Origin of the sequence: Caballeronia arationis, from assembly GCF_001544975.2 — a bacterium.
Classification (GTDB): Bacteria; Pseudomonadota; Gammaproteobacteria; order Burkholderiales; family Burkholderiaceae; genus Caballeronia; species Caballeronia arationis.
In genome coordinates this window covers 111,484-130,875 of the sequence record NZ_FCOG02000009.1, presented here as the reverse complement: position 1 = coordinate 130,875, position 19,392 = coordinate 111,484, and the positions used below count along the sequence as shown (strand labels likewise).

The window sequence follows — 19,392 nt, the reverse complement described above, 5'->3', positions numbered from 1 at the left end:
GTGCCGCTTTGGCGGCAACCTTGGCGGGAGCAAAGAAGCTCCGCGAGGTTCAGCTACTGTCGCGGACCGACATATCGATCCGCGACGAGCGTTGTATCTACTGCTTACAGCGGCGTGATGTTCGACGCTTGCAGACCCTTCGGGCCTTGCTTGGTTTCGAAGCTGACCTTCTGGTTTTCAGCGAGGGTCTTGAAGCCTTCGCTTCGGATCTCGGAGAAATGCGCGAAGAGGTCGTCACCGCCCTTGTCCGGGGTGATGAAGCCGAAGCCCTTGCTGTCGTTGAACCACTTGACGGTACCGGTATCCATGAGAATTCCTTGAGTAAAAAAATTAAAGCCATCCCGAACGGGACGAGAGAAGCATCAAGGAAGGGAGAGAGGACAACAAATACCGCAGGCGGAGGATGATGAACGACAATCGGGCTTCTTGAACACTTCGACCCGAACGTTACGTGTTCGCTGATTGACTGTCAAGCTAATTCTGTGTTTAGCGCAGCTCAGTGCTCCAGCGCTTCAGTTGATCGACATTCGTACCGACTCCCCCGCATACAATCAGCAAGATATTCCGGGCATCGCGCATGGGTTGCGCGTCCGAATCGAGCGCGGCGACCGAAGCGCCGCAAGCCGGTTCAACGACGATACGATGCTCGTTGAGCATTTCCAGACATCCGCCGACCGCCTGCCGGTCTGAAACGACTACGCTCCTGACCGGACGCCGTTTCGCGATAGCAAGCGCTTCCGCGCAGACACTGCGTGCACCGAGCGAGGTCGCGATACTCGTGATCGCCGGCAACTCGATGCGCTCGCCCGCTTCGAGCGATCCGGCATACGAGGCGGCACCTTCCGTTTCCACCGCGACGAGCGGCACGTCGTCCCAGCCGTTGCGCCGAAGCCCCTCCGCCACGCCGCACAAAAGCCCGCCGCCGCCCACCGACAGCACGACCGCATCCGGCTTCGATCCCGCACGCGCGACTTCGTCGATCATGCTCGCATGGCCTTCCCAGATGAGCGGATCGTCGAAGGGATGAAGGAAGGCATCGGCGGAGGTGCACGACGCGAGCGCGAAGCGGTTCGCTTCGTCCCACGACTTGCCACGCACGACTACCTCGGCATCTTCCATGCCGATCAGATGCTTCGCACGCTCTGAGGTGGTCTCGGGCACCACGACCAGCACCGGCACGCCGAGCTTGCGGCCGGCAAAGGCAACGGCGAGTCCCGCATTGCCGCCCGATGACGATACGAACCGCCGAGCGCCGCGTTCCTTGTAGATCGAGCAGGCATGGCCGATGCCCCGCGCCTTGAACGAACCCGTGGGCTGCATCGCTTCCATCTTGAGCCAGATGGATTTGCCAAGCCGTTGCGAAAGGGCACGCGATTCCAGCAGCGGTGTTTCGATGAACATGGCGACGAGGTCGGATCGATGTGAAGCGTTCGATTTTACCCTCGCCGCAGAAACGGCATCGCCGTTATCAGAACTTCATGCCAACGCCGACACCCAGCACGAGCGGGTCGATATGCAGCGTGCCGATCGGCGTGCCGCCTAGCGATGCGTCGGTCTTCATCCAGATCTTCTTGATGTCGGCGTTGAGGAACACGTTCTTCGTGACGTCGACATCGATGCCCGCCTGCAGCGCCGGGCCGAAGCTGTGGTTCGTGACCGAGACCGGCTGGCCCCCGCCTGCAGGCCGTTGTTGTAGAACAGCGTGTAGTTGAGTCCCGCGCCGACGTAGGGCCGCACGGTTCCCGCATGATTGAAGTGATACTGCAGCAGCAGCGTGGGCGGCAGCACGCCCACGCCGCCCAACCCGCCGAGGCTCGACGTGACCTGATGGCGCGATGTGGCAAGGATCAGCTCGACACCGACATCGTCGCGGATCATGTACGTGAAGTCGAGTTCGGGCACCGTTGCGTTGTTCACGCCCACGTTGAGCGCCGAGAGCGTGTCGCTCGTGCGTACCGAGGGCAGGATGCTGATCGCCCTGAGTCTGACGAGCACGTCGCCCGCGTGGATGCCTGTCATCGACGTGCTTGCCTGCGTCGTGTCGCTCGCCATCGCGGACATTGCAAAAAGGCTTGCCGCGCAAGCCAGACCGAGTACCGCCAACCTTATTTTCATGCTGTTTCGTGCCGTTGTGTGAAGACTTCGTATTGTTGGAGATGTGTTGGTCCTTCACGTTGATGGCGCTCAACGTACCCGCTTTGAATGAACGTGCATGACGGAACGCTCCACCGGGTCACGCGCAGTAGTTCCCGGGACCGATCCTTGCTGAATTTGCAGCAGGCGCACTACATCAGCGAGGATCATCGTGAGACCCATCTCCACAGCGCTCGGCCGTACCGCGGCCATCATGCTCGGCGGTACGCTGGCAATCGTCGCCAGTGCGCAGCAGCAGCCGAACAAGCTCGATCCGGGCAGCACGCCGGCCTATCAGGAGCACAACACGACGACGCCCGCAAGCGCGACGGCGGCCTGGGATCACGCGCAGAAAAAGGATCCCGGCAAGACGTCTTCGGGGAAAGGTCCGGCGCCCGATCGTCCGAACGGTCTCGGCATGGACGCGGGTGCGGGCAGCATGGGAAAGAAGCGGTAGCGGCAAAGGGCCGGCACGCATGCGAGACGCGCCGGCGAGAGAAGCATTACTCGTTCGCGGGCCAGGGCCACGTCGAATATCGCGAAGACTTCGCTTCTTCGGTCTCGGCCGCCGATGCCGTTGCAGCGTCCGGTTCTCCGACCGCGGCGTCGTTCGCGTCCGGCACTTCTGGCAAGTCTTCGCCGAACCACGGCACGTCCTTGCGCCGTTCGCTCAGATAAGCGTTCCATCCGGCTTCATTGCCCGCGAAGAGATCATGCTGCACCGTGTGAGCCAGCAATCGCCGGTTGAGGGTTTCGTCGAGCAGCGCCTTCGGCCATACGAAGAACGCGCCCGTCGCGCGCCGGATGAAGTCCTGCGGATGCATCGCGGCATCAACATGATTAAGGATGGCAAAGCTCACCAGAGCATCGTCCTTTTGCAGCGCCTCGCCGATGCTCGTCCGGCTATCGGCGCATTTCGACAGGCAGAAGATCGCTTCCAGCACATCGCCGAGATGGAGAAGTAAAGCACGTCGTTCGTAGGGATCGTCCATTGCGGCCTCTGATTGATTCACGTTGCTGATTACGTCGAGTGACTGCGTGATTTTAACGAACCCGCTCGCCATCGGTCCGCGAGTATGTGCGCGACCGCGCTATCGGCAGATACGGTACGGTCCCATGTCGACGTGAAAGTGCATCCGGTGAAGCGCGTTGTAGTCCGGCCCGAGCGTGGTGTTGAACGCATGGCACGCGCCGTCGTGGACGCGCTTGAGGAATGCCGCATCGCTGGAGCCGTCGTTCCAGCGCGCGAGCGTGATGCGCCGCCCGCCTTCGAGAACGAAGGCCGCTAGATCGACTGCATTGGCGCTCGCGTGCTGGCTGCGCGAGCCTTCTTCCTGGCTGTTCACGTTGCGGCACGCGAAGCTGCCGACGTGCTCGATGCGCCGCACGCGCTGTCCGAAAATCTCGACCGCCGCCGGCTGCAGATATTGATGCTCGAAGAACGCCATGCCGATTGCGAGCGGGCACGTCGCGAGAAACGGGCCGCTGTAATCGGCATCGGAATGCGTCATGCGAAGTACATCTTTGAGTTCGCAACCGGCGGGTGTCGTCGAATCGGCGACTGGACGAAACGCGACGCCCGAGCGGTCAAGGGTCGCCATACACAGATCGCGATCGTGGACCGTGCGCCACAGCTTGAGCGCGGTGAGCGGGCCCCGCAGCTCGCGCACGTCGAGCGGCGCGAACGGGTTCCATCGATCCGGCACCGCGACGCGACCCAGATACACCGCGTAGCCGAAAGCCGTCGCTCCCGCCACCAGCAAAAGCAGCAGCCACCCGACGATGCGCGCGCTCACCATTGCCTCCGTAGTCCGATGAAGACGGGACCACGGAGCACGCCGCGTGCCCGTCTAGCCGCGCGGGACGTCCTCGACGACCGTCGCGAGAATCATCGCGCCCGCGTTGAGCGGCGAAGGCCGGCACGCGCGCGGCCGATAAATGGCGTCACCCCGGCCGATGCTCCTGCCGCTCAGCGCGCAGACGCCCGGCTGCCGTGCGACGCTCGCGCGCCAGACCTGATCGCCATACCGGCACGAACGCGGGTCGCACCACGCGACCGTAGCAGTGCTTGATGTCGGCCGGTCGATCACGCTCACCGCGACGTTTGCATGCGCGGGCGCGTCGCCTGCGCACGGCCCCCGCCTCGCGGCCGTTTCATTCTCCCGCTGCGGGTCGCGTGCACGTGCGTTCGTCGCGGCCGACTGCAACGTCAGCCAGCCGACCGTCTGCGACCAGGGATCGATACCGATGATTCGTCCATCCATGTGGCACCTCTTCTCGTCAGATCAGGAAGACCCGGCGCATGCACGCACCGGGCATTGACTGCAAGCCGAAATGAAGCGGCAGCGCCGGCGGCACGAATGCGTCGCGCGAATCCGGCGGGCAAAGGAAGTTGTTATGTAGTCGACGATATGATGCGCTGCGAGGCCATACCTTACCGCGTAAGAAATATCAGCGCCATGCTCCGGAAGTATAAATCTCGCGGCGCCATGCGTGCCCTCGGGCCGCCGCGAACGCGTACGCCGATCGTCTCGCATATTGGAACAACGGGCGGCGCGATGCGTTATTCCGCCGATCCCCGTTCCCCGCCCAACAGCCGCGCAACGATGCCCGCGACATGCTGGACACCCGGGTCGTCGTCGCGTCGAGCGTGCCAGGCGAGATGCAGCGGAAAGCCGTCGACGGGAATCGGCGGCATGAAGCTCGCGAATGCCCCGTCGTCGGGCGACGGCCGCGCGCGGCTCGGCATCATGGCGATGAGGTCGGAGTTCGCGAGCAGCGCGGGCACCATCACGAAGCTCGGCACGACCATGCCCACACGGCGCGTCCTGCCATGCTTGCGCAATGCGTCGTCGAGCGCGCCGTGCGTTTCGCCGCGGCCCGATACGAGCACGTGCGGATAGCGCAACCAGGCGTCGAGATCGAACGCGCGCGCGGCCGGATGGCCCTCGCGCATCACCACGGCATAGTGCTCGTCCAGCAGATGCGTGCAGCGAAACGGCGCGCCGAGCGCCGGAAAAATCGATACCGCGAGATCGGCCGCGCCCTTCGCCAGTTGATCGAGCGCGGCCTCGGCGCCATGCCACGGCTGGACCACCACATCGATGCCGGGCGCCGTCTCCTGCAGCGCCGCGTGCAACGGCCCCGTCACGGCGATGGCGGGAAAATCGGCCATCACGATGCGCACGGTCTGCGCGAGCGTCGACAGGTCGGTGGAAGGCGGCGCGAGCACTGCCCGCACTTCGGCCAGCAGGTTCGCAAGCGGCGCGCGCAGGCTCTCCGCTTTCGGCGTGAGGCGCATCGTGCCCCGTCCACGTTCGAGCAGCGGATCGCGAAACAGATGACGGCAGCGGTCGAGCGCGTTCGACATCGCAGGCTGCGACAAGCCGAGCCGGTCGGCCGCGCGCGTGACGTGCGCTTCGTCGAGCAGCGCTTCGAGGACGACCAGCAGATTCAGATCGACGCTTCGGAGATTCATGCCGTCAATACTAGGTCATATCAACTATCCGTTGGAGTAATTTTCGTGACAGCCGCATGCTGGACGCACGTTCACTTGCGGAGTCTTTTATGCCCGGCACATCCATACTCGTCTTTCATCCCTATCTCTCGCGTTCGCGTGCGAACAGCGCGTGGCTCGCAGCGGCGCGCACGCTGCCCGGCGTCGAAATCGCGGACATGTACGCGCTTTATCCCGCGCAGCAGATCGACGCGGATCGCGAAGTCGCGCGGCTTCTTTCGGCCGATCGCATCGTGATTCAGTTTCCGGTGCAGTGGTACTCGACGCCGCCACTCGTCAAGGCATGGCAGGACGCCGTGCTGACGCGCATGTTCTATCTTTCGTACGAAAGCGAGGGACGCAGGCTGGAAGGCACGCCGCTCATGGTTGCTGCGACCGCTGGCAACGTGCCGGCGGCCTATTCCGGTGAGGGCGTCAATCTCTTCCCGCTTGAAGAATTGCTGCGGCCGCTGGAGGCGAGCGCGCATCGGTGCGGCCTGCCCTGGTCGGCGCCGCACTTGCTCTATGCCGCAGACAAGCTCGATGAACGCGCGTTGCGTGCCGCAGGCGACAGTTACGCCGCGCGGCTTGGAGAATGGATCGCGCTGAACGCGGCTACGTAGCGGTCGCCTGCACGCGCTCGGCGAGCTTCGCGTCGTAGCTGGAATGCACGTGCACGCGCTTTTTCTCGGGATACGCGTACGCGTAAGCCTTGCGCAATGCGAGCGACGCTTCGTGAAAGCCCGACAGAATCAGCTTCTGCTTGTTCGGATAATTGGCGATGTCGCCGACCGCGAAGATGCCCTGGCGCGACGACTCGTAGTTCGACGTATCGACCTCGATGCGCCCGCCGCGAATGTCCAGTCCCCAGTTCGCAATCGGGCCCAGGTCCGCGACGAGGCCATAAAGCACGACGAGCATGTCGGCGGGAATCTCGGCGCTGCCTTCGACCTGCTTGACCGCGACCGACTGCAGCGCGCCTTCTGGCGCATTCAGCCCGCCGATCATCCCGACGACGAAGTCCATCTTGCCTGCCGCGACCGCCCCCTTCATGCTGTCGACCGACGAAGCCGTCGCGCTGAAACCGTTGCGGCGATGCACGAGCGCCAGGCGTTTCGCGACGTTGGAGAGCGCGAGCGCCCAGTCCAGCGCGGAGTCGCCGCCGCCCGCGACGACCACGTTCTTGTCGGCGAAATCCGCGAGCCGCGCGACGCTGTAGAACACGTGACGCTCTTCGAGCGCGGTCGCTTCGGGGAGCAACAGGCGCTGCGGCTGGAACGCGCCGTTGCCGGCCGCGATCAGGATCGCCGCCACGTCGAATGTCATGCCCTGCTCGGTGCGCACGGTGAATCGGCCGTCGTCGCGCTGCGTCAGGTCCATCACGCGCTGATCGAGGTGGATCGGGACATCGAACGGGCGGCACTGCTGCATCAGCCGCTCGACGAGTTCGCGCGCGGTGCACGAGGGAATCGCGGGAATGTCGTAGATCGGTTTGTCGGGATACAGCTCGATGCACTGCCCGCCGACGCGTCCGAGCGCATCGACGATCTGGCATGAGAGCCCGATCACGCCCGCTTCGAACGCGGCGAAGAGGCCCACCGGCCCTGCGCCGACGATCAGGACGTCGGTTCGTATCGGCGCGCGCGGGTCTTCGTGCGCGTCGGAGGTTGCTTCGGCTTCCATTCGTTGTACCTGGCCTTGTCTTCGACTACGGTTTCGACAAGCCCAAGATACAGAACGCACCTCGCGCGGGCAACGATAACACCGCAACCGGTGTGGACGAACGTCCGTGCCCGATCAGCGTGCGTTGACGCCCTCGTAGTATTCGGCGGCCGCGTCGATCTCCTCCGGCGTCATGTTGCGCGCGACGTTGCGCATCTGTTCGTTGATGTCGTTGCTGCGCGCGCCGCTTGCAAATGCATGCAGTTGTGCCTTCGTGTAGGCAGCCGGCAGGCCGTCGAGCCACGGGCTGCCCGCCTTGCTGTCGATGCCGCCGTGACACGCCGCGCACGGCGCGATATTGCGCATCGGCGACCCGTGCGCGACGATGGCCGGTGCGTTCGCCTCGCTCACGTGGCGCTGCGCAGGCGGCCTCGGCAGGCTCGCGTAATACGCCGCGAGATCGCGCATGTCCTGGTCGCTCAGGTTCATCGCCATCGGCGACATCACGGCGTTGGTCCGCACGCCGCGCTGGAAATCGAGCAACTGCTTGTAGATCACGACCGCATATTGCCCCGCGAGATTCGGCGAATTCGCATCGCTCATGCCGCGTTCGCCGTGGCACATTGTGCAGCGGAGTGCGAGCGTCGCGCCGCGACCGACCGAATTCGCGCTCGGATGCGCGAGCAGTTGCGGCGTCACTTCGACCGAACTCAGCTTCACCTTCGGCGCCACCGGTTCTCCGCCGCCGTACCATTGCTGCGGCACGCCCGCGGCACTGCAGATCGCATTCCAGATGCCCTTGAACGGCGCGTCGCTTTGCGCCGACGGCAGCCATACGAAGCCGACTATCGCCGACACCAGCGCGAGCCCCACCGTCGCGGCGACGCTCGCCTTGAACCAGGGATTGCCGATCGAGAAGAGGCGTTCGTCGCTCATCGCTGCGCTCCGATGGGAACGGCCGGCACCGACGTTTCCGAGCGCGTCATCAACTGCGCGATCGGATAGCCGTAGTTGACGAGCGTGAGGCCGATCATCAGCGCGAGCCAGAGCGCGAAGCCGTTCAACGCGACCGGAATCGTGCGCGGCTCATGCACGGCCACGCTGAAGCGAAACTCCTCGGGCACGATGCGCTCGCCGCGATGCGCCTGGACCAGCACGATGAAGAACAGCACCGCCGACGCGACGAGGATGAAGCCGCCGATCACCGAGAGGATTACCGAGAACGCCTGCGCCGCGATCTCGGGATTCGTATAGTCGTAGAAGGCCATGCGGCGCGGCATGCCGAGGATGCCCGCGTAGTGCCACGGAAACGTCAGCACGATCATGCCGATGAACCACAGCCACAGTTGCGCGCGGATCAGCTTCACGTTCGCGAGCGCGCGTCCCGTGAGATGCGGCCACAGGTCGTACGCAATCGCGAAGTACATGATGACGATCGCGCCCGCGAAGATCAGATGGAAGTGGCCGGTGATCCACTGCGTATTGTGGATCGTGGAATCGAGTTGATAGCTCATGTTGATGATGCCGCCCGCGCCGCCGAAGCCGAGCATCACGAACGAGAACGCGACGGCGAGCATCATCGGGTTGTGCCACGGCAGTGCGCGAATCCAGCCGAGCGCGCCATGACCGCCGCGCAGCCGCGCCGCGATCTCCACCGACGCGCAGATCGTGAACACGGTCAGCAGCGTCGGCACCGCGACGAGCGCCGTGAACACCGAGTGCATGAACTTGAAGCCCGAACCGACCTGCGGATCGGCGAAAAGATGGTGAATGCCGATCGGCATCGATACCACGAGGAACAGGATGAACGAGATGCGCGCCATCGAATCGCTGTAGAGACGCCCGCCGATCGCACGCGGGATGATCGTGTAGTACGCGATGTAGGCAGGCATCAGCCAGAAATAGACGATCGCGTGCAGCGTCCATGAGAAGAAGACGCGTGCGAGTCCCGCATCGATCGTGCTCTTCAGCCCAAGCGCGACAGGCAGGATCTGGAACAGGATTTCGAGCGCAGCGCCCACCGCCGTCCAGCCCCAGAGGTAGGCGCCGGCCACCGTCGCGAACATCGCGAGAGGCACCGGGCGCCCCGGATTCTCTCGCTTCCATGCGTTCAGGTTCACTGACATCAGCGCGACCCAGATCCACGATCCGACCACCACGAGCACCACGCCGATGTAATAGAACACGCTGCCGATCATCGGCGGATAGAACGTGTAGAGGACCGACGCAAGGCCCATCGCGACCGGCACCATCGCGACGACCGACCCCACCGCGACCAGAACGAAGCCCGCCCACGCCCAGCGTGCGCCAATCAGCGCCTTCTTGAGCGCGAGTTCGCTCACTGCATAGCCGAAGCCCATCGCGATGAGCGTCGGGAACACGTAGCCCATCGCCGAGCCGTGCGCCGTGACGGAGCGATAGTAGATCTCGGCGTCCTGCAGCCACGGATGCAGCGGGCTGCGCACGTACATCTGCCATGCACCGAGCAGAAGCGCGATGCCGAACGCCGCAAACGCAAGCCAGAAGTGCGCGAGAACGAGTCGCTTGCTATTTAACACAGCTCAACCTCCGCGAATTCGCCGGCAGGGCGGCTGCCATCTGCATGAAGGCCGACTTGTCGATCACCTTGACATGCGCCCACATGCCCTGATGCCCCACGCCGCAGTATTCGTGGCACGGCATCAGATGGTCGCCCGGCTTGTTGAACGTGGTCTTGAACGTCGCGATGTAGCCCGGTTCGAGCATCGAGTTGATGTTCGTGTTCGTGATGAGGAAGCCGTGCACGACGTCCGAGCTCGTCGCGCGGAAGGTGATCGGGGTGTCGGCGGGAACGAGGAGGCACTGGGGCGTGAACGAGTACTGCTGCGCGACGATGCGCACGGTCACCGAGCCATCCGCTTCCACCGCGCTGCCGAGATTGCTCTCGATGAATTCGCCGGAGACGTGCAGCGTCTCCGGCCGCACGGTCTCGACGCGCGACGGCGGCATCATCGCCCAGTTCAGGCCGGTGAAGATCACCATCGCGACGAGCACCGTGACGATCGCGATCACGACCATCGCCCAGCGCTTTTCGATGCGCTCGGCGACTTCGTGCGAATGTGACGGCGGAGGGTTCGTCGCCATGTGCTTGGCCTCAGTGAATCACGCCGCGAGGCAGGAAGACGAGGAAGTAGAACGCGAACCACAGGCCGACGACGATCGCCGTCGCGATGCTCGCGAGCGCGATGGCGCCCGTCGGCCCGCTCGCGACGATCTCGTCGACGGCGGCTTCATCGCTTGCGTCCCTCTCGGAGAATGGCTTGCTCATTACGTCCTCAATAAAGTGGCGCCGAGCGCAGTTCGTTCACTTCCTTCACGCTCACGGCCGCGCCGCGATTACCCCACGCCGTGCGGATATACGTGACGACCGCCGCCACCTCCACATCCGACAGCGACTGCGCGAACGGCGGCATGCCATACGGCTTCGGGTTCTTGAAGGTGCCGGGCGGATAGCCGCCGTTGAGCACCATGCGGATCGGATTGACCGCCGAGTTCATCACGATCGACTGGTTGTTCGCGAGCGGCGGGAAGTGCGGCAGCTTGCCCTGTCCTTCGGCGGCGTGGCACAGCGCGCATTGCGCGTCGTAGACCTTCTTGCCGAGCGGCGCGAGGTCGTTGCGCGCCTCGGTGACGGCCGGGGTAGGCGGCTCGGCCTTGTCGCCGGAACGCTGCGGGAGCGCCTTCAGATAGACCGCCATCGCGCGCACGTCGTCTTCGGTCAGGTACATCAGGCTGTTGTAGACGACTTCCGCCATCGGCCCGTAGACCGCGCCACGATTCGAGATGCCCGCGTGCAGGAGACCCACGATGTCGTCGATGCTCCAGTCGCCGAGACCGGCTTCCTTGTTCGACGTGAGCGAAGGCGCGTACCAGTTCTGCAGCGGAATCAGCCCGCCTTCGAACGCCTTCGACGCGACGTTGCCGCCGAGCGCGTTGATCGCCGTGTGGCACATCGAGCAATGCCCGAGACCTTCGACGAGATACGCGCCGCGATTCCATTCCGCCGACTGCTTTGGATCGGGCTCGTATTCGCCCTGGCGGAAAAAGAGCGAACGCCAGCCGATCAGCAACTGGCGCTTGTTGAACGGAAAGCGCAACTCATGCGCACGATTCGGCTGGTTCACCGGTGTCGTGGACATCAGGTAAGCGTAGATCGCATCGGAATCGGCGCGCGTCACCTTCGTGTACGAGCCGAACGGCATCGCGGGATAGAGCAGCTCGCCGTCGCGCGACTTGCCCGTGTGCATCATCGTGTAGAACTCGGCGGCGGTCCAGTTGCCGATTCCGGTCGCCTTGTCGGACGAGATGTTCGGCGTGAAGAGCGTGCCGAAAGGCGTGTCCATCGGACGGCCGCCGCCGAACACCTTGCCCGCCGGCAGCGTGTGGCACGCGACGCAATCGCCCGCGCGCGCAAGGTACTCGCCGCGCGCGATCTGCGCTGCATCGCCCTTCGCACCGGCTGCCGGTGCCTTCGGTGCGGTCGACTGCGCGCCGGCATCGGCGATCAGCGCGCCGGACATCGCCAGCGCGCCGATCGTCCGGATCAGCGCACGGACCGATGGCAGTTGCAGGCGTCGGAGACCGGGCACGTCGATGAGCACGTCTCTTCCTCCGCTAGTTGGGGACGCTGCCGCAGGCGAGCGGCATCTTGAGCGAACCGGCGGCGACCGGCACCGGATTCGCGGGCGCAGGCAGCGACGCGAGAAAGCCCGCGACCGCCGTGATGTCGCGGTCGCTCAACTGCGAGGCGACCTTCTTCATGCAATCGGGCGCGAGCGCGCTGCGGGTGCCGTAACGCCATGCGCCGAGTTGCGCGCTGAGGTAGTCCGCATGCAGGCCGAGCAAGCCCGGAACGGCGGGCTCCATGCCGGTCATCGCGGCAGCATGGCACGAGACGCACGCAGGAATCTTGCGCGACGGATCGCCCTGCGTGACGATGGCCTTGCCGAGCGCGAGCGTCTTCGCATCGACGGTCACGGCGCTCGGCGGCGGAAACGGCGGACGTTCGGCCGCGAAGTAATTGGCGATGTCGTGCAGATAGGCGTCGGGAAGATAGGCGAGCAGGTAGTTCATCGGCGGATACTTGCGGCGTCCGTCGCGAAACGCTTGCAGCTGGTTGTAGAGATAGCCGGCGGGCTTGCCGGAGAGGCGGGGGAAATAGTCGTTGTCGGTGCCTTCGCCGCGCGGGCCGTGGCAAGCGGCGCAGGCCAGCACGCGTGCCGCCATCGTGTCGGGCGCGCGCTCGTTCGTCGCGTCGGCGCCGAAGGCGTTCATGCTGAAGAACGCGAGGACCGCATGGATCACGAATACGAAAAGGGCGCTGCGTCTTCCCACGTGTCCCCCGTTTCGATTTGCCATGTTCGATCCGTTGCATCTGGAGCGTCGGCAATTGCGGCGATCCGGCAACAGGCTTGTCTTAAGGCACTACGAAAAACGATTACGGGTACCCCTTGCTTAACTGATCTTAGAAGACTCGTCAAAAATTGCCAGCATCAATGCTGCAATCGAGAATGCCAAAACTCTGAAACTACCCGTGACCAAAGCGCGCATCGCTTGGTACTTGAATAATCAATACCACTTTTTTGATGCGGGCAACAATGGTCGATGGGAATTTGCCCAGACTTTGATGCGATTCTTTGATGTACATCAATTTCTATTCGGCTCGACAGTTATTTGAGGCCGAGCCGTTTCGCCAGTCGATTCAAATTGGCGCGGTCCATGCCCAGTTCGCGCGCAGCCGCTGCCCAGGTCTGGTCATGGCGCGCGAGCGCGTCGAGGAGCAGCGTGCGTTCGAACGACGTCACCGCGCCGCGAAAGTCCTGCTGCGCCGGCGAGCCGGCTTTCGGCGCGGAGCCCTCCGGAGGCGCGGAAATCAAACCTTCGCTTGCGTCGGACAAGCCGAAGTCGGCGGCCTGGAGCGTGAGGATGCGCGGCCGCTCCGGATGCGCCGCAAGCGCCTTCAGGGCCGTACGGCCGACCAGATGTTCCAGTTCCCGCACGTTGCCGGGCCACGCATAGCCGAGCAGAGCCGTCTGCGCATCGGTGGCGAGTCTCAGGCTCTGGAGACCGAGCCGCCAGCGGTTCTCTTCGAGGAAATATCCCGCGAGCAGCAGGACGTCGCGTCCTCGCTCGCGCAGCGGCGGCACGACGAGCGGATACACGCTCAGCCGATGATAGAAATCCGCGCGAAAACGCCCTTCGCGCACTTCATGCGCGAGATCGCGATTGGTTGCGGCGATCAGCCGCACATCGACGGTATGTTCGTTATCGGAGCCAATGCGCTGTAGTTGCCCGTTCTGCAGCACGCGCAGCAGCTTTGCCTGCACGGCGAGCGGCAGTTCGCCCACTTCGTCGAGAAAGAGCGTGCCGCCGTCGGCCAGTTCGAATTTGCCGCGCCGGTCCGACGAAGCGCCCGAGAACGCGCCGCGCACGTGTCCGAACAGCTCGCTTTCGACGAGCGTGTCGGGCAGGGCCGCGCAGTTCACGCTGATGAGCGGCTTGCCCGCGCGCGGCGAGAGCGCGTGGATCGCACTCGCGACCAGTTCCTTGCCGACGCCCGTCTCGCCCGTGACGAGCACGGTCAGGTCGCTCTTCGCGACGATCGCGATCTCGTCCTGCAAACGCTTGTGCTGTTTACCTGCGCCGATCATCTCGCGATGGCTCGGCGCGCTCGCCTGCCGGTACGCTTCAGCGCGTTCGTGCTCTTCCTCGCTCGTGCGCGCGAGCGAATCGATGCGCTCGACCACGCTCACCGTCGCCGCGGCGAGACTCAGGAATGCTTCGAGCGAACCCGTGTCGACGCTGTCGAAGCGCGCCGGATCGAGTGAGTCGAGCGTCAGGAGGCCCCACGGCCGGCCGCCGATGAAAAGCGGACACCCGAGGCAATCGTGCACTTCGAGATCGCCGGTGACGCCCTTCACGAGACCGTCGTAGGGATCGGGCAGATCCGAGTCCGCGGCGAAGCGCGTTGGTCCGGATTGCGCGAGCAACTGCGCAAAGCGCGGATGCTCGGCAACGCGAAAGCGCCGGCCGAGCGTGTCGCTCGTGAGGCCGTCGATGGCGAGCGGCACCAGCGTGTCGCCGTCCAGGCGCAGCAACGCGGTCGCGTCGCTCGGAAAAAGCGCGCGCAGGCTCTGCAGGAGCCGCCGGTAGCGCTCCGTGTCGGAGAGATCGCGCGACAGGTCCTGCATCAGCGGCACAAGCGCGTCGAGCAAGTCTTTTGCAGTCGAATCGACTACGAAAGGAGTCTTATTGACCAGAGTCCGATTGACCATCATCTATTATAACTCATTGATTCGTTTGGCATTCTAATCTGGCACGAATCGTGGATAGGAGTATTCGCTAATCCAACCCGGGTCGTCGGCCCGGCAACGCAAAACCAATGCGAGGACTCACAGATGCTGTCACCCGAACACCGTGCAATCGTCAAGGCCACTGTTCCGCTGCTCGAAAGCGGCGGCGAAGCGCTCACCCGGCATTTCTACCAGATGCTTCTCGACGAGAATCCCGAAGTGCGCCCGCTCTTCAATCAGGCGCACCAGGCGAGCGGCGCGCAGCAGCGCGCGCTCGCGAACGGCGTGCTGATGTACGCGCGCCACATTGACCATCTCGACAAGCTCGGCGGCCTCGTCTCGCAGATCATCAACAAGCACGTCGCGCTCAATATTCTGCCGGAGCATTATCCGATTGTCGGACGTTCGCTGCTCAGGGCGATCCGCGAAGTGCTCGGCGAGGAGATCGCCACCGATGCCGTCATCGAGGCGTGGGGTGCGGCCTACAACCAGCTCGCCGACATCCTGATCGGACTCGAGGAAAATATCTACAGCGAGAAGGAACAGGCGCCGGGCGGATGGCGCGGCACGCGCGTGTTCCGCGTCGCGCGCAAGGTGCAGGAAAGCGACGAGATCACGTCCTTCTACTTCCGCCCCGACGACCGCGGCGAACTGCTCGACTTCCATCCGGGCCAGTACATCGGCTTGCGGCTTGTCATCGACGGCGAGGAAGTGCGCCGCAACTATTCGCTCTCGGCGGCGCCGAACGGGCGCGAGTATCGCATCAGCGTGAAGCGCGAGCCGAACGGCAAGGTATCGAACCATCTGCATGCGAACGTGCATGAGAACGACGCGCTGGAACTCTTCGCACCGTCGGGCGATTTCAAGCTCGAGCACAACGAGAAGCCCTTGGTCCTGATCAGCGGCGGAGTCGGCATCACGCCGACGCTCGCGATGCTGCAGGCCGCGCTCGCGACCAAGCGCGCAGTGCATTTCATCCATTCGGCGCGCCACGGCGGCGTGCATGCGTTCCGCGATCACATCGAAGCGCTGGCGCAGCGTCATCCGCAGTTGAAGCGCTTCTATTGCTACGAACATCGCCGCCCCGAAGACGATCACGCGCACGGTTTCGGCCATATCGACGAAGCGCGCCTGTACCAGTGGCTGCCCGAAACGCGCGACGTCGATGCGTATTTCCTTGGACCGGCTGCTTTCATGAAGGCAGTGAAGAAGCATCTGAAGGCGCTCGGCGTGCCGGAATCGCAGACCCGCTACGAGTTCTTCGGGCCGGCAGCGGCGCTGGAATGACGAGCAACCGGGGAACGTCGCAATGAAGATTCAAGAGCCCGCGACCGTGTACGTCCCGCCGCCCGGCAAGCACCAGCCTCTCAAGCGGTTTGCACTGTTCGACCTCGGCTTCCGGCCGTTCTACCTGTGCGGCGCGGCTTGCGCGGCAACGGCGCTCGCCGTGTGGCTGCTCGTGCTCGGCGGTGTGCCGGTGAGCGGCGGCTACTTGCTGCGGTCGAGCCCGGTCGGCTGGCATGCGCACGAGATGCTGTTCGGATTCGCGGGCTCGGTCGTTGTCGGCTTTCTTCTGACCGCCGTGCGCGCGTGGACCGGGCGCAACACCGCGCAAGGCGCCTCGCTCGCTGCGCTCGTCGCACTGTGGTTCGCGGCGCGCGTGCTCGTGTGGAGCGGTCCGGCGGTGCCCGCCGCGATCGTCGACAGCGCGTTCATGCCGGTCGCGGCGCTCGTCCTGTTGCGTGTGCTGATGCAGGCCGGCAACCGGCGCAACTACTTCATCGTGCCGGTGCTCTTCGTCTTCGGCGCGCTCGATGCCGCCTTCCACGTCTTCACGATCAGCGGACGCGTCGACCTCGCGATGCGTTGCGTCTACGCCTCCGCGGGCATCGTCGTGCTGCTCGTCAGCGTGATCGGCGGGCGCGTGATTCCGATGTTCACCGCCAACGCGATTCCCGGCTTCGTAGCGAGAAAGTGGCGGCCGGTCGAACTCGCAGTCGGGCCCGTCACCGTGCTGGCGCTCTTCGCCGATGCCGCCGCAATCGATTCACGCGTCGTCCTGCTGCTCGCGGCTGCCGCATGCGCGACGCATGTGGCAAGGCTCATCGGATGGCGTTCGTACCGCGTGCGCGGTCCGGCGATTCTCGCGGTGCTGCATCTCGCGTATGCGTGGATTCCGCTCGGCTTCGCGCTGCTCGCGCTGAGCGCGGCCGGCCACGTAACGCACACAATCGCGACGCACGCGTTCACGGCCGGCGTGATCGGCGGCGCGATCATCGCGATGGTCACGCGCACCGCGCGTGGACACACGGGCAGGCCACTCGTCGCGGATAAACGCGATATCGCGAGCTACGTGCTCGTCATGGCCGGATCGGCGTTGCGCGTGTTCGGCCCGCTGTTCGCACCGCACTTCACCATGACCTGGATCGAGATTGCGGGCACTTGCTGGGCGCTCGGTTTCGCGGTCTACCTGTGGAGCTATGCGCGGCCGCTCTGGCGTCCTCGCGCGGACGGCAAGCCAGGTTGACGCGGCTTGCATCGACAAACAAAGCCCCTACTTTCGCCAGTCCTCCGAATATGCGCGCGCTCCCTGCGCGCGCCGGGTTCTCGCGGGCCTTCCGAGCGGAGATACTGGGTCATCGGTTCAACGACCGGTAACCCGGCAAAAAACGCAACGCACTGGAGAAAGGCATGAGCGCAAGAGTCGCTGTGACAGGTGGATCGGGGATTCAATCCACGCGCATCGTGCCGAAATGAACAACCGCTCGCGCCGGTAACGCTCGGATAAAACGGACGAGGAGACCACCTGCCGGCAGCAGCGTCAACGCGCATCCAGGGAAACTTCCAGACGCGGCGGGCCAACCGCGCGATGCGCGTGCTCATATAAAAAAACGGGCGACCTGCCGGGTCGCCCGTTTTACATTGCGTCGCCGATTCGTGGATGACTCAGCGTACCTTGCCGCTCTTCCACGCCGACAGCAACTCTTCGTACTTCACCGTCTCGCCCTTCGGCTTCTCGTTGGCGAGCTTCTTCCACGGCGCGTGCTGGTCCGACAGCCACTTCGACGGATCGCTCTCCGCGTTCAGTTGCGGCGCGCAGACCTTCATGCCGGCGCGCTGCAGACGCGCGAGCACCTGGTCCATTTCCTTCGCGAGGTTGTCCATCGCGGCTTGCGGCGTCTTCTCACCCGCGACCGCCGTCGCGACGTTCTTCCACCACAGCTGCGCCATCTTCGGATAGTCGGGCACGTTGTTGCCGGTCGGCGTCCATGCAACGCGCGCCGGGCTGCGATAGAACTCGATCAGGCCGCCGTACTTGTCCGCGTTCTTCGTGAAGTAGTCGCTATGAATGTCCGAATCGCGGATAAACGTGAGACCGACGATCGACTTCTTCAGCGACACGCTCTTCGACGTCACGAACTGCGCGTAGAGCCACGCGGCCGCGCGCTGGTTGGCGGGTGTCGACTTGAAGAAGGTCCACGAGCCGACGTCCTGATAGCCGTTCTGCATGCCATCCTTCCAGTACGGGCCGTGCGGCGACGGCGCCATGCGCCACTTCGGCGTGCCGTCCGCGTTGGTCACGTTGCCGGGCTTGAGCATCGACGCCGTGAACGCGCTGTACCAGAAGATCTGTTGCGCGATCTTGCCTTGCGCGGGCACGGGGCCGGCTTCGTTGAACGTCATGCCCGATGCCTCGGGTGGAGCGTATTTCTTGAGCCAGTCGATGTACTTGGTCGTTGCATACACGGCAGCCGGGCTGTTCGTGCCGCCGCCGCGCGACACCGACGCGCCCACCGCATGGCAGCCGTCCGGCGTCACGCGAATGCCCCATTCGTCGACGGGCAGACCGTTCGGGATGCCCTTGTCGGCTTCGCCTGCCATCGAGAGCCACGCGTCCGTGAAGCGCCAGCCGAGCGACGGGTCCTTCTTGCCGTAATCCATGTGACCGAAAACCTTCTCGCCGTCGATGGTCTTCACGTCGTTCGTGAAGAAATCGGCGATGTCTTCATAAGCGCTCCAGTTGACCGGCACGCCGAGGTCATAGCCGTACTTGGCCTTGAACTTGTCCTGCAGGTCCTTGCGCGCGAACCAGTCGGCGCGGAACCAGTAGAGGTTCGCGAACTGCTGGTCCGGCAACTGATAGAGCTTCTTGTCGGGCGCGGTCGTGAAGCTCGTGCCGATGAAGTCCTTGATGTCGAGGCCCGGATTGGTAAAGGCCTTGCCCTCGCCTTCCATGTAGTCGGAGAGCGGAATGATCACGCCATAGCGATAGTGCGTGCCGATCAGGTCCGAGTCCGAAATCCAGCCGTCGTAGATGCTCTGGCCCGACTGCATCGACGTCTGCAGTTTCTCGACGACATCGCCCTCCTGGATGATGTCGTGCTTGACCGCGATGCCAGTGATCTCCGTGAACGCCTTGGCGAGCGTCTTCGACTCGTACATGTGCGTGTCGAGCGTCTCCGATACGACGTGCACTTCCTTCACGCCCTGCGACTTGAGCTTCGCCGCTGTATCGATGAACCACTTCATCTCGTCGATCTGCTGCTGCTTCGAAAGCGTGCTCGGCTGAAACTCGCTGTCGATCCACTTCTGCGCCGCTGCCGTATCCGCAAGCGCGGCGCCACTCGCCAGCGCCCCCGCGAAGATGCCTCCGACTGCAAGCGCGACGATCCGTCTCCTGTGTTTCATTGTCTTCTCCTCACTCTCTCACCCCTTGGATCATCTGCCGGCCCCCGTTCGGGGTAACAACGGAACCGGATAACCGGATAT

At 64.2% G+C, this 19,392-nt stretch carries 19 protein-coding genes and 1 pseudogene; 4 read left to right on the top strand and 16 right to left on the bottom strand.

Annotation, left to right across the window (positions count from 1 at the left end; all coding sequences use genetic code 11):
• Nucleotides 1–104 precede the first annotated feature (104 nt).
• The 3 genes and pseudogenes from AWB81_RS07920 to AWB81_RS07910 form a co-directional block, all read right to left on the bottom strand.
• Nucleotides 105–308: a cold-shock protein gene (locus tag AWB81_RS07920; RefSeq protein ID WP_062633897.1), complete on the bottom strand. Its 204-nt coding sequence runs from the start codon at nt 306–308 to the stop codon at nt 105–107.
• A 178-nt stretch (nt 309–486) separates the two neighbouring features.
• On the bottom strand, nt 487–1,401 hold the full coding sequence (locus tag AWB81_RS07915) for a pyridoxal-phosphate dependent enzyme (protein WP_062633896.1): 915 nt from the start codon (nt 1,399–1,401) through the stop codon (nt 487–489).
• A gap of 67 nt (nt 1,402–1,468) precedes the next feature.
• Nucleotides 1,469–2,115, bottom strand: a pseudogene (locus tag AWB81_RS07910) (OmpW/AlkL family protein).
• A gap of 190 nt (nt 2,116–2,305) precedes the next feature.
• Here AWB81_RS07910 and AWB81_RS07905 point away from each other — a divergent pair.
• Nucleotides 2,306–2,590: a hypothetical protein gene (locus tag AWB81_RS07905; protein ID WP_143753698.1), complete on the top strand. Its 285-nt coding sequence runs from the start codon at nt 2,306–2,308 to the stop codon at nt 2,588–2,590.
• A gap of 46 nt (nt 2,591–2,636) precedes the next feature.
• Here AWB81_RS07905 and AWB81_RS07900 read toward each other — a convergent pair whose 3' ends face one another.
• From AWB81_RS07900 to AWB81_RS07885, 4 genes are all read right to left on the bottom strand, one after another.
• Complete coding sequence (locus tag AWB81_RS07900; RefSeq protein WP_062633954.1) at nt 2,637–3,125, bottom strand: hypothetical protein; 489 nt, start codon at nt 3,123–3,125, stop codon at nt 2,637–2,639.
• A 99-nt stretch (nt 3,126–3,224) separates the two neighbouring features.
• Complete coding sequence (locus AWB81_RS07895; RefSeq protein ID WP_062633892.1) at nt 3,225–3,932, bottom strand: extensin-like domain-containing protein; 708 nt, start codon at nt 3,930–3,932, stop codon at nt 3,225–3,227.
• Between the two features lie 51 nt (nt 3,933–3,983).
• Complete coding sequence (locus tag AWB81_RS07890) at nt 3,984–4,397, bottom strand: DUF3331 domain-containing protein (protein WP_087134858.1); 414 nt, start codon at nt 4,395–4,397, stop codon at nt 3,984–3,986.
• A gap of 299 nt (nt 4,398–4,696) precedes the next feature.
• On the bottom strand, nt 4,697–5,611 hold the full coding sequence (locus AWB81_RS07885; protein WP_062633890.1) for a LysR family transcriptional regulator: 915 nt from the start codon (nt 5,609–5,611) through the stop codon (nt 4,697–4,699).
• A gap of 89 nt (nt 5,612–5,700) precedes the next feature.
• Here AWB81_RS07885 and AWB81_RS07880 point away from each other — a divergent pair, with 89 nt between their 5' ends.
• Complete coding sequence (locus tag AWB81_RS07880) at nt 5,701–6,252, top strand: NAD(P)H-dependent oxidoreductase (RefSeq protein WP_062633888.1); 552 nt, start codon at nt 5,701–5,703, stop codon at nt 6,250–6,252.
• On the opposite strand, the gene AWB81_RS07875 is transcribed toward AWB81_RS07880, so the two are convergent.
• The 8 genes from AWB81_RS07875 to norR form a co-directional block, all read right to left on the bottom strand.
• Entirely contained in the window at nt 6,245–7,312 is a 1,068-nt protein-coding gene (locus AWB81_RS07875) for an NAD(P)/FAD-dependent oxidoreductase (protein ID WP_062633886.1), read from the bottom strand. The genes AWB81_RS07880 and AWB81_RS07875 overlap by 8 nt on opposite strands.
• Before the next feature lie 114 nt (nt 7,313–7,426).
• Nucleotides 7,427–8,227: a c-type cytochrome gene (locus AWB81_RS07870; RefSeq protein ID WP_062633884.1), complete on the bottom strand. Its 801-nt coding sequence runs from the start codon at nt 8,225–8,227 to the stop codon at nt 7,427–7,429.
• Nucleotides 8,224–9,849, bottom strand: a complete 1,626-nt coding sequence (locus tag AWB81_RS07865; protein ID WP_062633882.1) for a b(o/a)3-type cytochrome-c oxidase subunit 1 — start codon at nt 9,847–9,849, stop codon at nt 8,224–8,226. Before AWB81_RS07865 ends, AWB81_RS07870 begins: the two co-directional genes overlap by 4 nt.
• A complete protein-coding gene (locus tag AWB81_RS07860; protein ID WP_062633952.1) occupies nt 9,839–10,414 on the bottom strand; it encodes a cupredoxin domain-containing protein in 576 nt (191 codons plus the stop codon). The genes AWB81_RS07865 and AWB81_RS07860 overlap by 11 nt, the downstream gene beginning before the upstream one ends.
• A 10-nt stretch (nt 10,415–10,424) precedes the next feature.
• On the bottom strand, nt 10,425–10,598 hold the full coding sequence (locus tag AWB81_RS46390) for a hypothetical protein (protein ID WP_087134857.1): 174 nt from the start codon (nt 10,596–10,598) through the stop codon (nt 10,425–10,427).
• Nucleotides 10,599–10,605: 7 nt separating this feature from the next.
• Nucleotides 10,606–11,850, bottom strand: a complete 1,245-nt coding sequence (locus AWB81_RS07850) for a c-type cytochrome (RefSeq protein WP_062633950.1) — start codon at nt 11,848–11,850, stop codon at nt 10,606–10,608.
• Between the two features lie 94 nt (nt 11,851–11,944).
• Nucleotides 11,945–12,604 (bottom strand): c-type cytochrome, encoded by a 660-nt coding sequence (locus AWB81_RS07845; protein ID WP_062633948.1) that lies wholly within the window; start codon nt 12,602–12,604, stop codon nt 11,945–11,947.
• 395 nt (nt 12,605–12,999) lie between these two features.
• The gene (gene norR / locus AWB81_RS07840) at nt 13,000–14,604 is read right to left on the bottom strand and encodes a nitric oxide reductase transcriptional regulator NorR (protein WP_062633946.1); all 1,605 of its coding nucleotides are present in this window, start codon (nt 14,602–14,604) and stop codon (nt 13,000–13,002) included.
• Nucleotides 14,605–14,727: 123 nt separating this feature from the next.
• Here norR and hmpA point away from each other — a divergent pair, with 123 nt between their 5' ends.
• Nucleotides 14,728–15,909, top strand: a complete 1,182-nt coding sequence (gene hmpA, locus AWB81_RS07835; RefSeq protein ID WP_062633880.1) for an NO-inducible flavohemoprotein — start codon at nt 14,728–14,730, stop codon at nt 15,907–15,909.
• 22 nt (nt 15,910–15,931) lie between these two features.
• Entirely contained in the window at nt 15,932–17,149 is a 1,218-nt protein-coding gene (locus tag AWB81_RS07830) for an NnrS family protein (protein WP_062633878.1), read from the top strand.
• A 419-nt stretch (nt 17,150–17,568) separates the two neighbouring features.
• Here AWB81_RS07830 and AWB81_RS07825 read toward each other — a convergent pair whose 3' ends face one another.
• Nucleotides 17,569–19,311 (bottom strand): ABC transporter substrate-binding protein, encoded by a 1,743-nt coding sequence (locus AWB81_RS07825; RefSeq protein WP_062633876.1) that lies wholly within the window; start codon nt 19,309–19,311, stop codon nt 17,569–17,571.
• Nucleotides 19,312–19,392 lie beyond the last annotated feature (81 nt).

Bases quoted from the DNA above. Each gene is read 5' to 3' on its own strand.
- AWB81_RS07830 (WP_062633878.1), top strand. From the start codon at position 15,932: ATGAAGATTCAAGAGCCCGCGACCGTGTACGTCCCGCCGCCCGGCAAG.
- AWB81_RS07915 (WP_062633896.1), bottom strand. From the start codon at position 1,401: ATGTTCATCGAAACACCGCTGCTGGAATCGCGTGCCCTTTCGCAACGG.
- AWB81_RS07885 (WP_062633890.1), bottom strand. From the start codon at position 5,611: ATGAATCTCCGAAGCGTCGATCTGAATCTGCTGGTCGTCCTCGAAGCG.
- AWB81_RS07825 (WP_062633876.1), bottom strand. From the start codon at position 19,311: ATGAAACACAGGAGACGGATCGTCGCGCTTGCAGTCGGAGGCATCTTC.
- AWB81_RS07850 (WP_062633950.1), bottom strand. From the start codon at position 11,850: ATGTCCGGCGCGCTGATCGCCGATGCCGGCGCGCAGTCGACCGCACCG.
- norR (WP_062633946.1), bottom strand. From the start codon at position 14,604: ATGGTCAATCGGACTCTGGTCAATAAGACTCCTTTCGTAGTCGATTCG.
- AWB81_RS07860 (WP_062633952.1), bottom strand. From the start codon at position 10,414: ATGGCGACGAACCCTCCGCCGTCACATTCGCACGAAGTCGCCGAGCGC.
- AWB81_RS07845 (WP_062633948.1), bottom strand. From the start codon at position 12,604: ATGAACGCCTTCGGCGCCGACGCGACGAACGAGCGCGCGCCCGACACG.
- AWB81_RS07900 (WP_062633954.1), bottom strand. From the start codon at position 3,125: ATGGACGATCCCTACGAACGACGTGCTTTACTTCTCCATCTCGGCGAT.
- AWB81_RS07880 (WP_062633888.1), top strand. From the start codon at position 5,701: ATGCCCGGCACATCCATACTCGTCTTTCATCCCTATCTCTCGCGTTCG.
- AWB81_RS07920 (WP_062633897.1), bottom strand. From the start codon at position 308: ATGGATACCGGTACCGTCAAGTGGTTCAACGACAGCAAGGGCTTCGGC.
- AWB81_RS07875 (WP_062633886.1), bottom strand. From the start codon at position 7,312: ATGGAAGCCGAAGCAACCTCCGACGCGCACGAAGACCCGCGCGCGCCG.
- AWB81_RS07870 (WP_062633884.1), bottom strand. From the start codon at position 8,227: ATGAGCGACGAACGCCTCTTCTCGATCGGCAATCCCTGGTTCAAGGCG.
- hmpA (WP_062633880.1), top strand. From the start codon at position 14,728: ATGCTGTCACCCGAACACCGTGCAATCGTCAAGGCCACTGTTCCGCTG.
- AWB81_RS07895 (WP_062633892.1), bottom strand. From the start codon at position 3,932: ATGGTGAGCGCGCGCATCGTCGGGTGGCTGCTGCTTTTGCTGGTGGCG.
- AWB81_RS46390 (WP_087134857.1), bottom strand. From the start codon at position 10,598: ATGAGCAAGCCATTCTCCGAGAGGGACGCAAGCGATGAAGCCGCCGTC.
- AWB81_RS07890 (WP_087134858.1), bottom strand. From the start codon at position 4,397: ATGGATGGACGAATCATCGGTATCGATCCCTGGTCGCAGACGGTCGGC.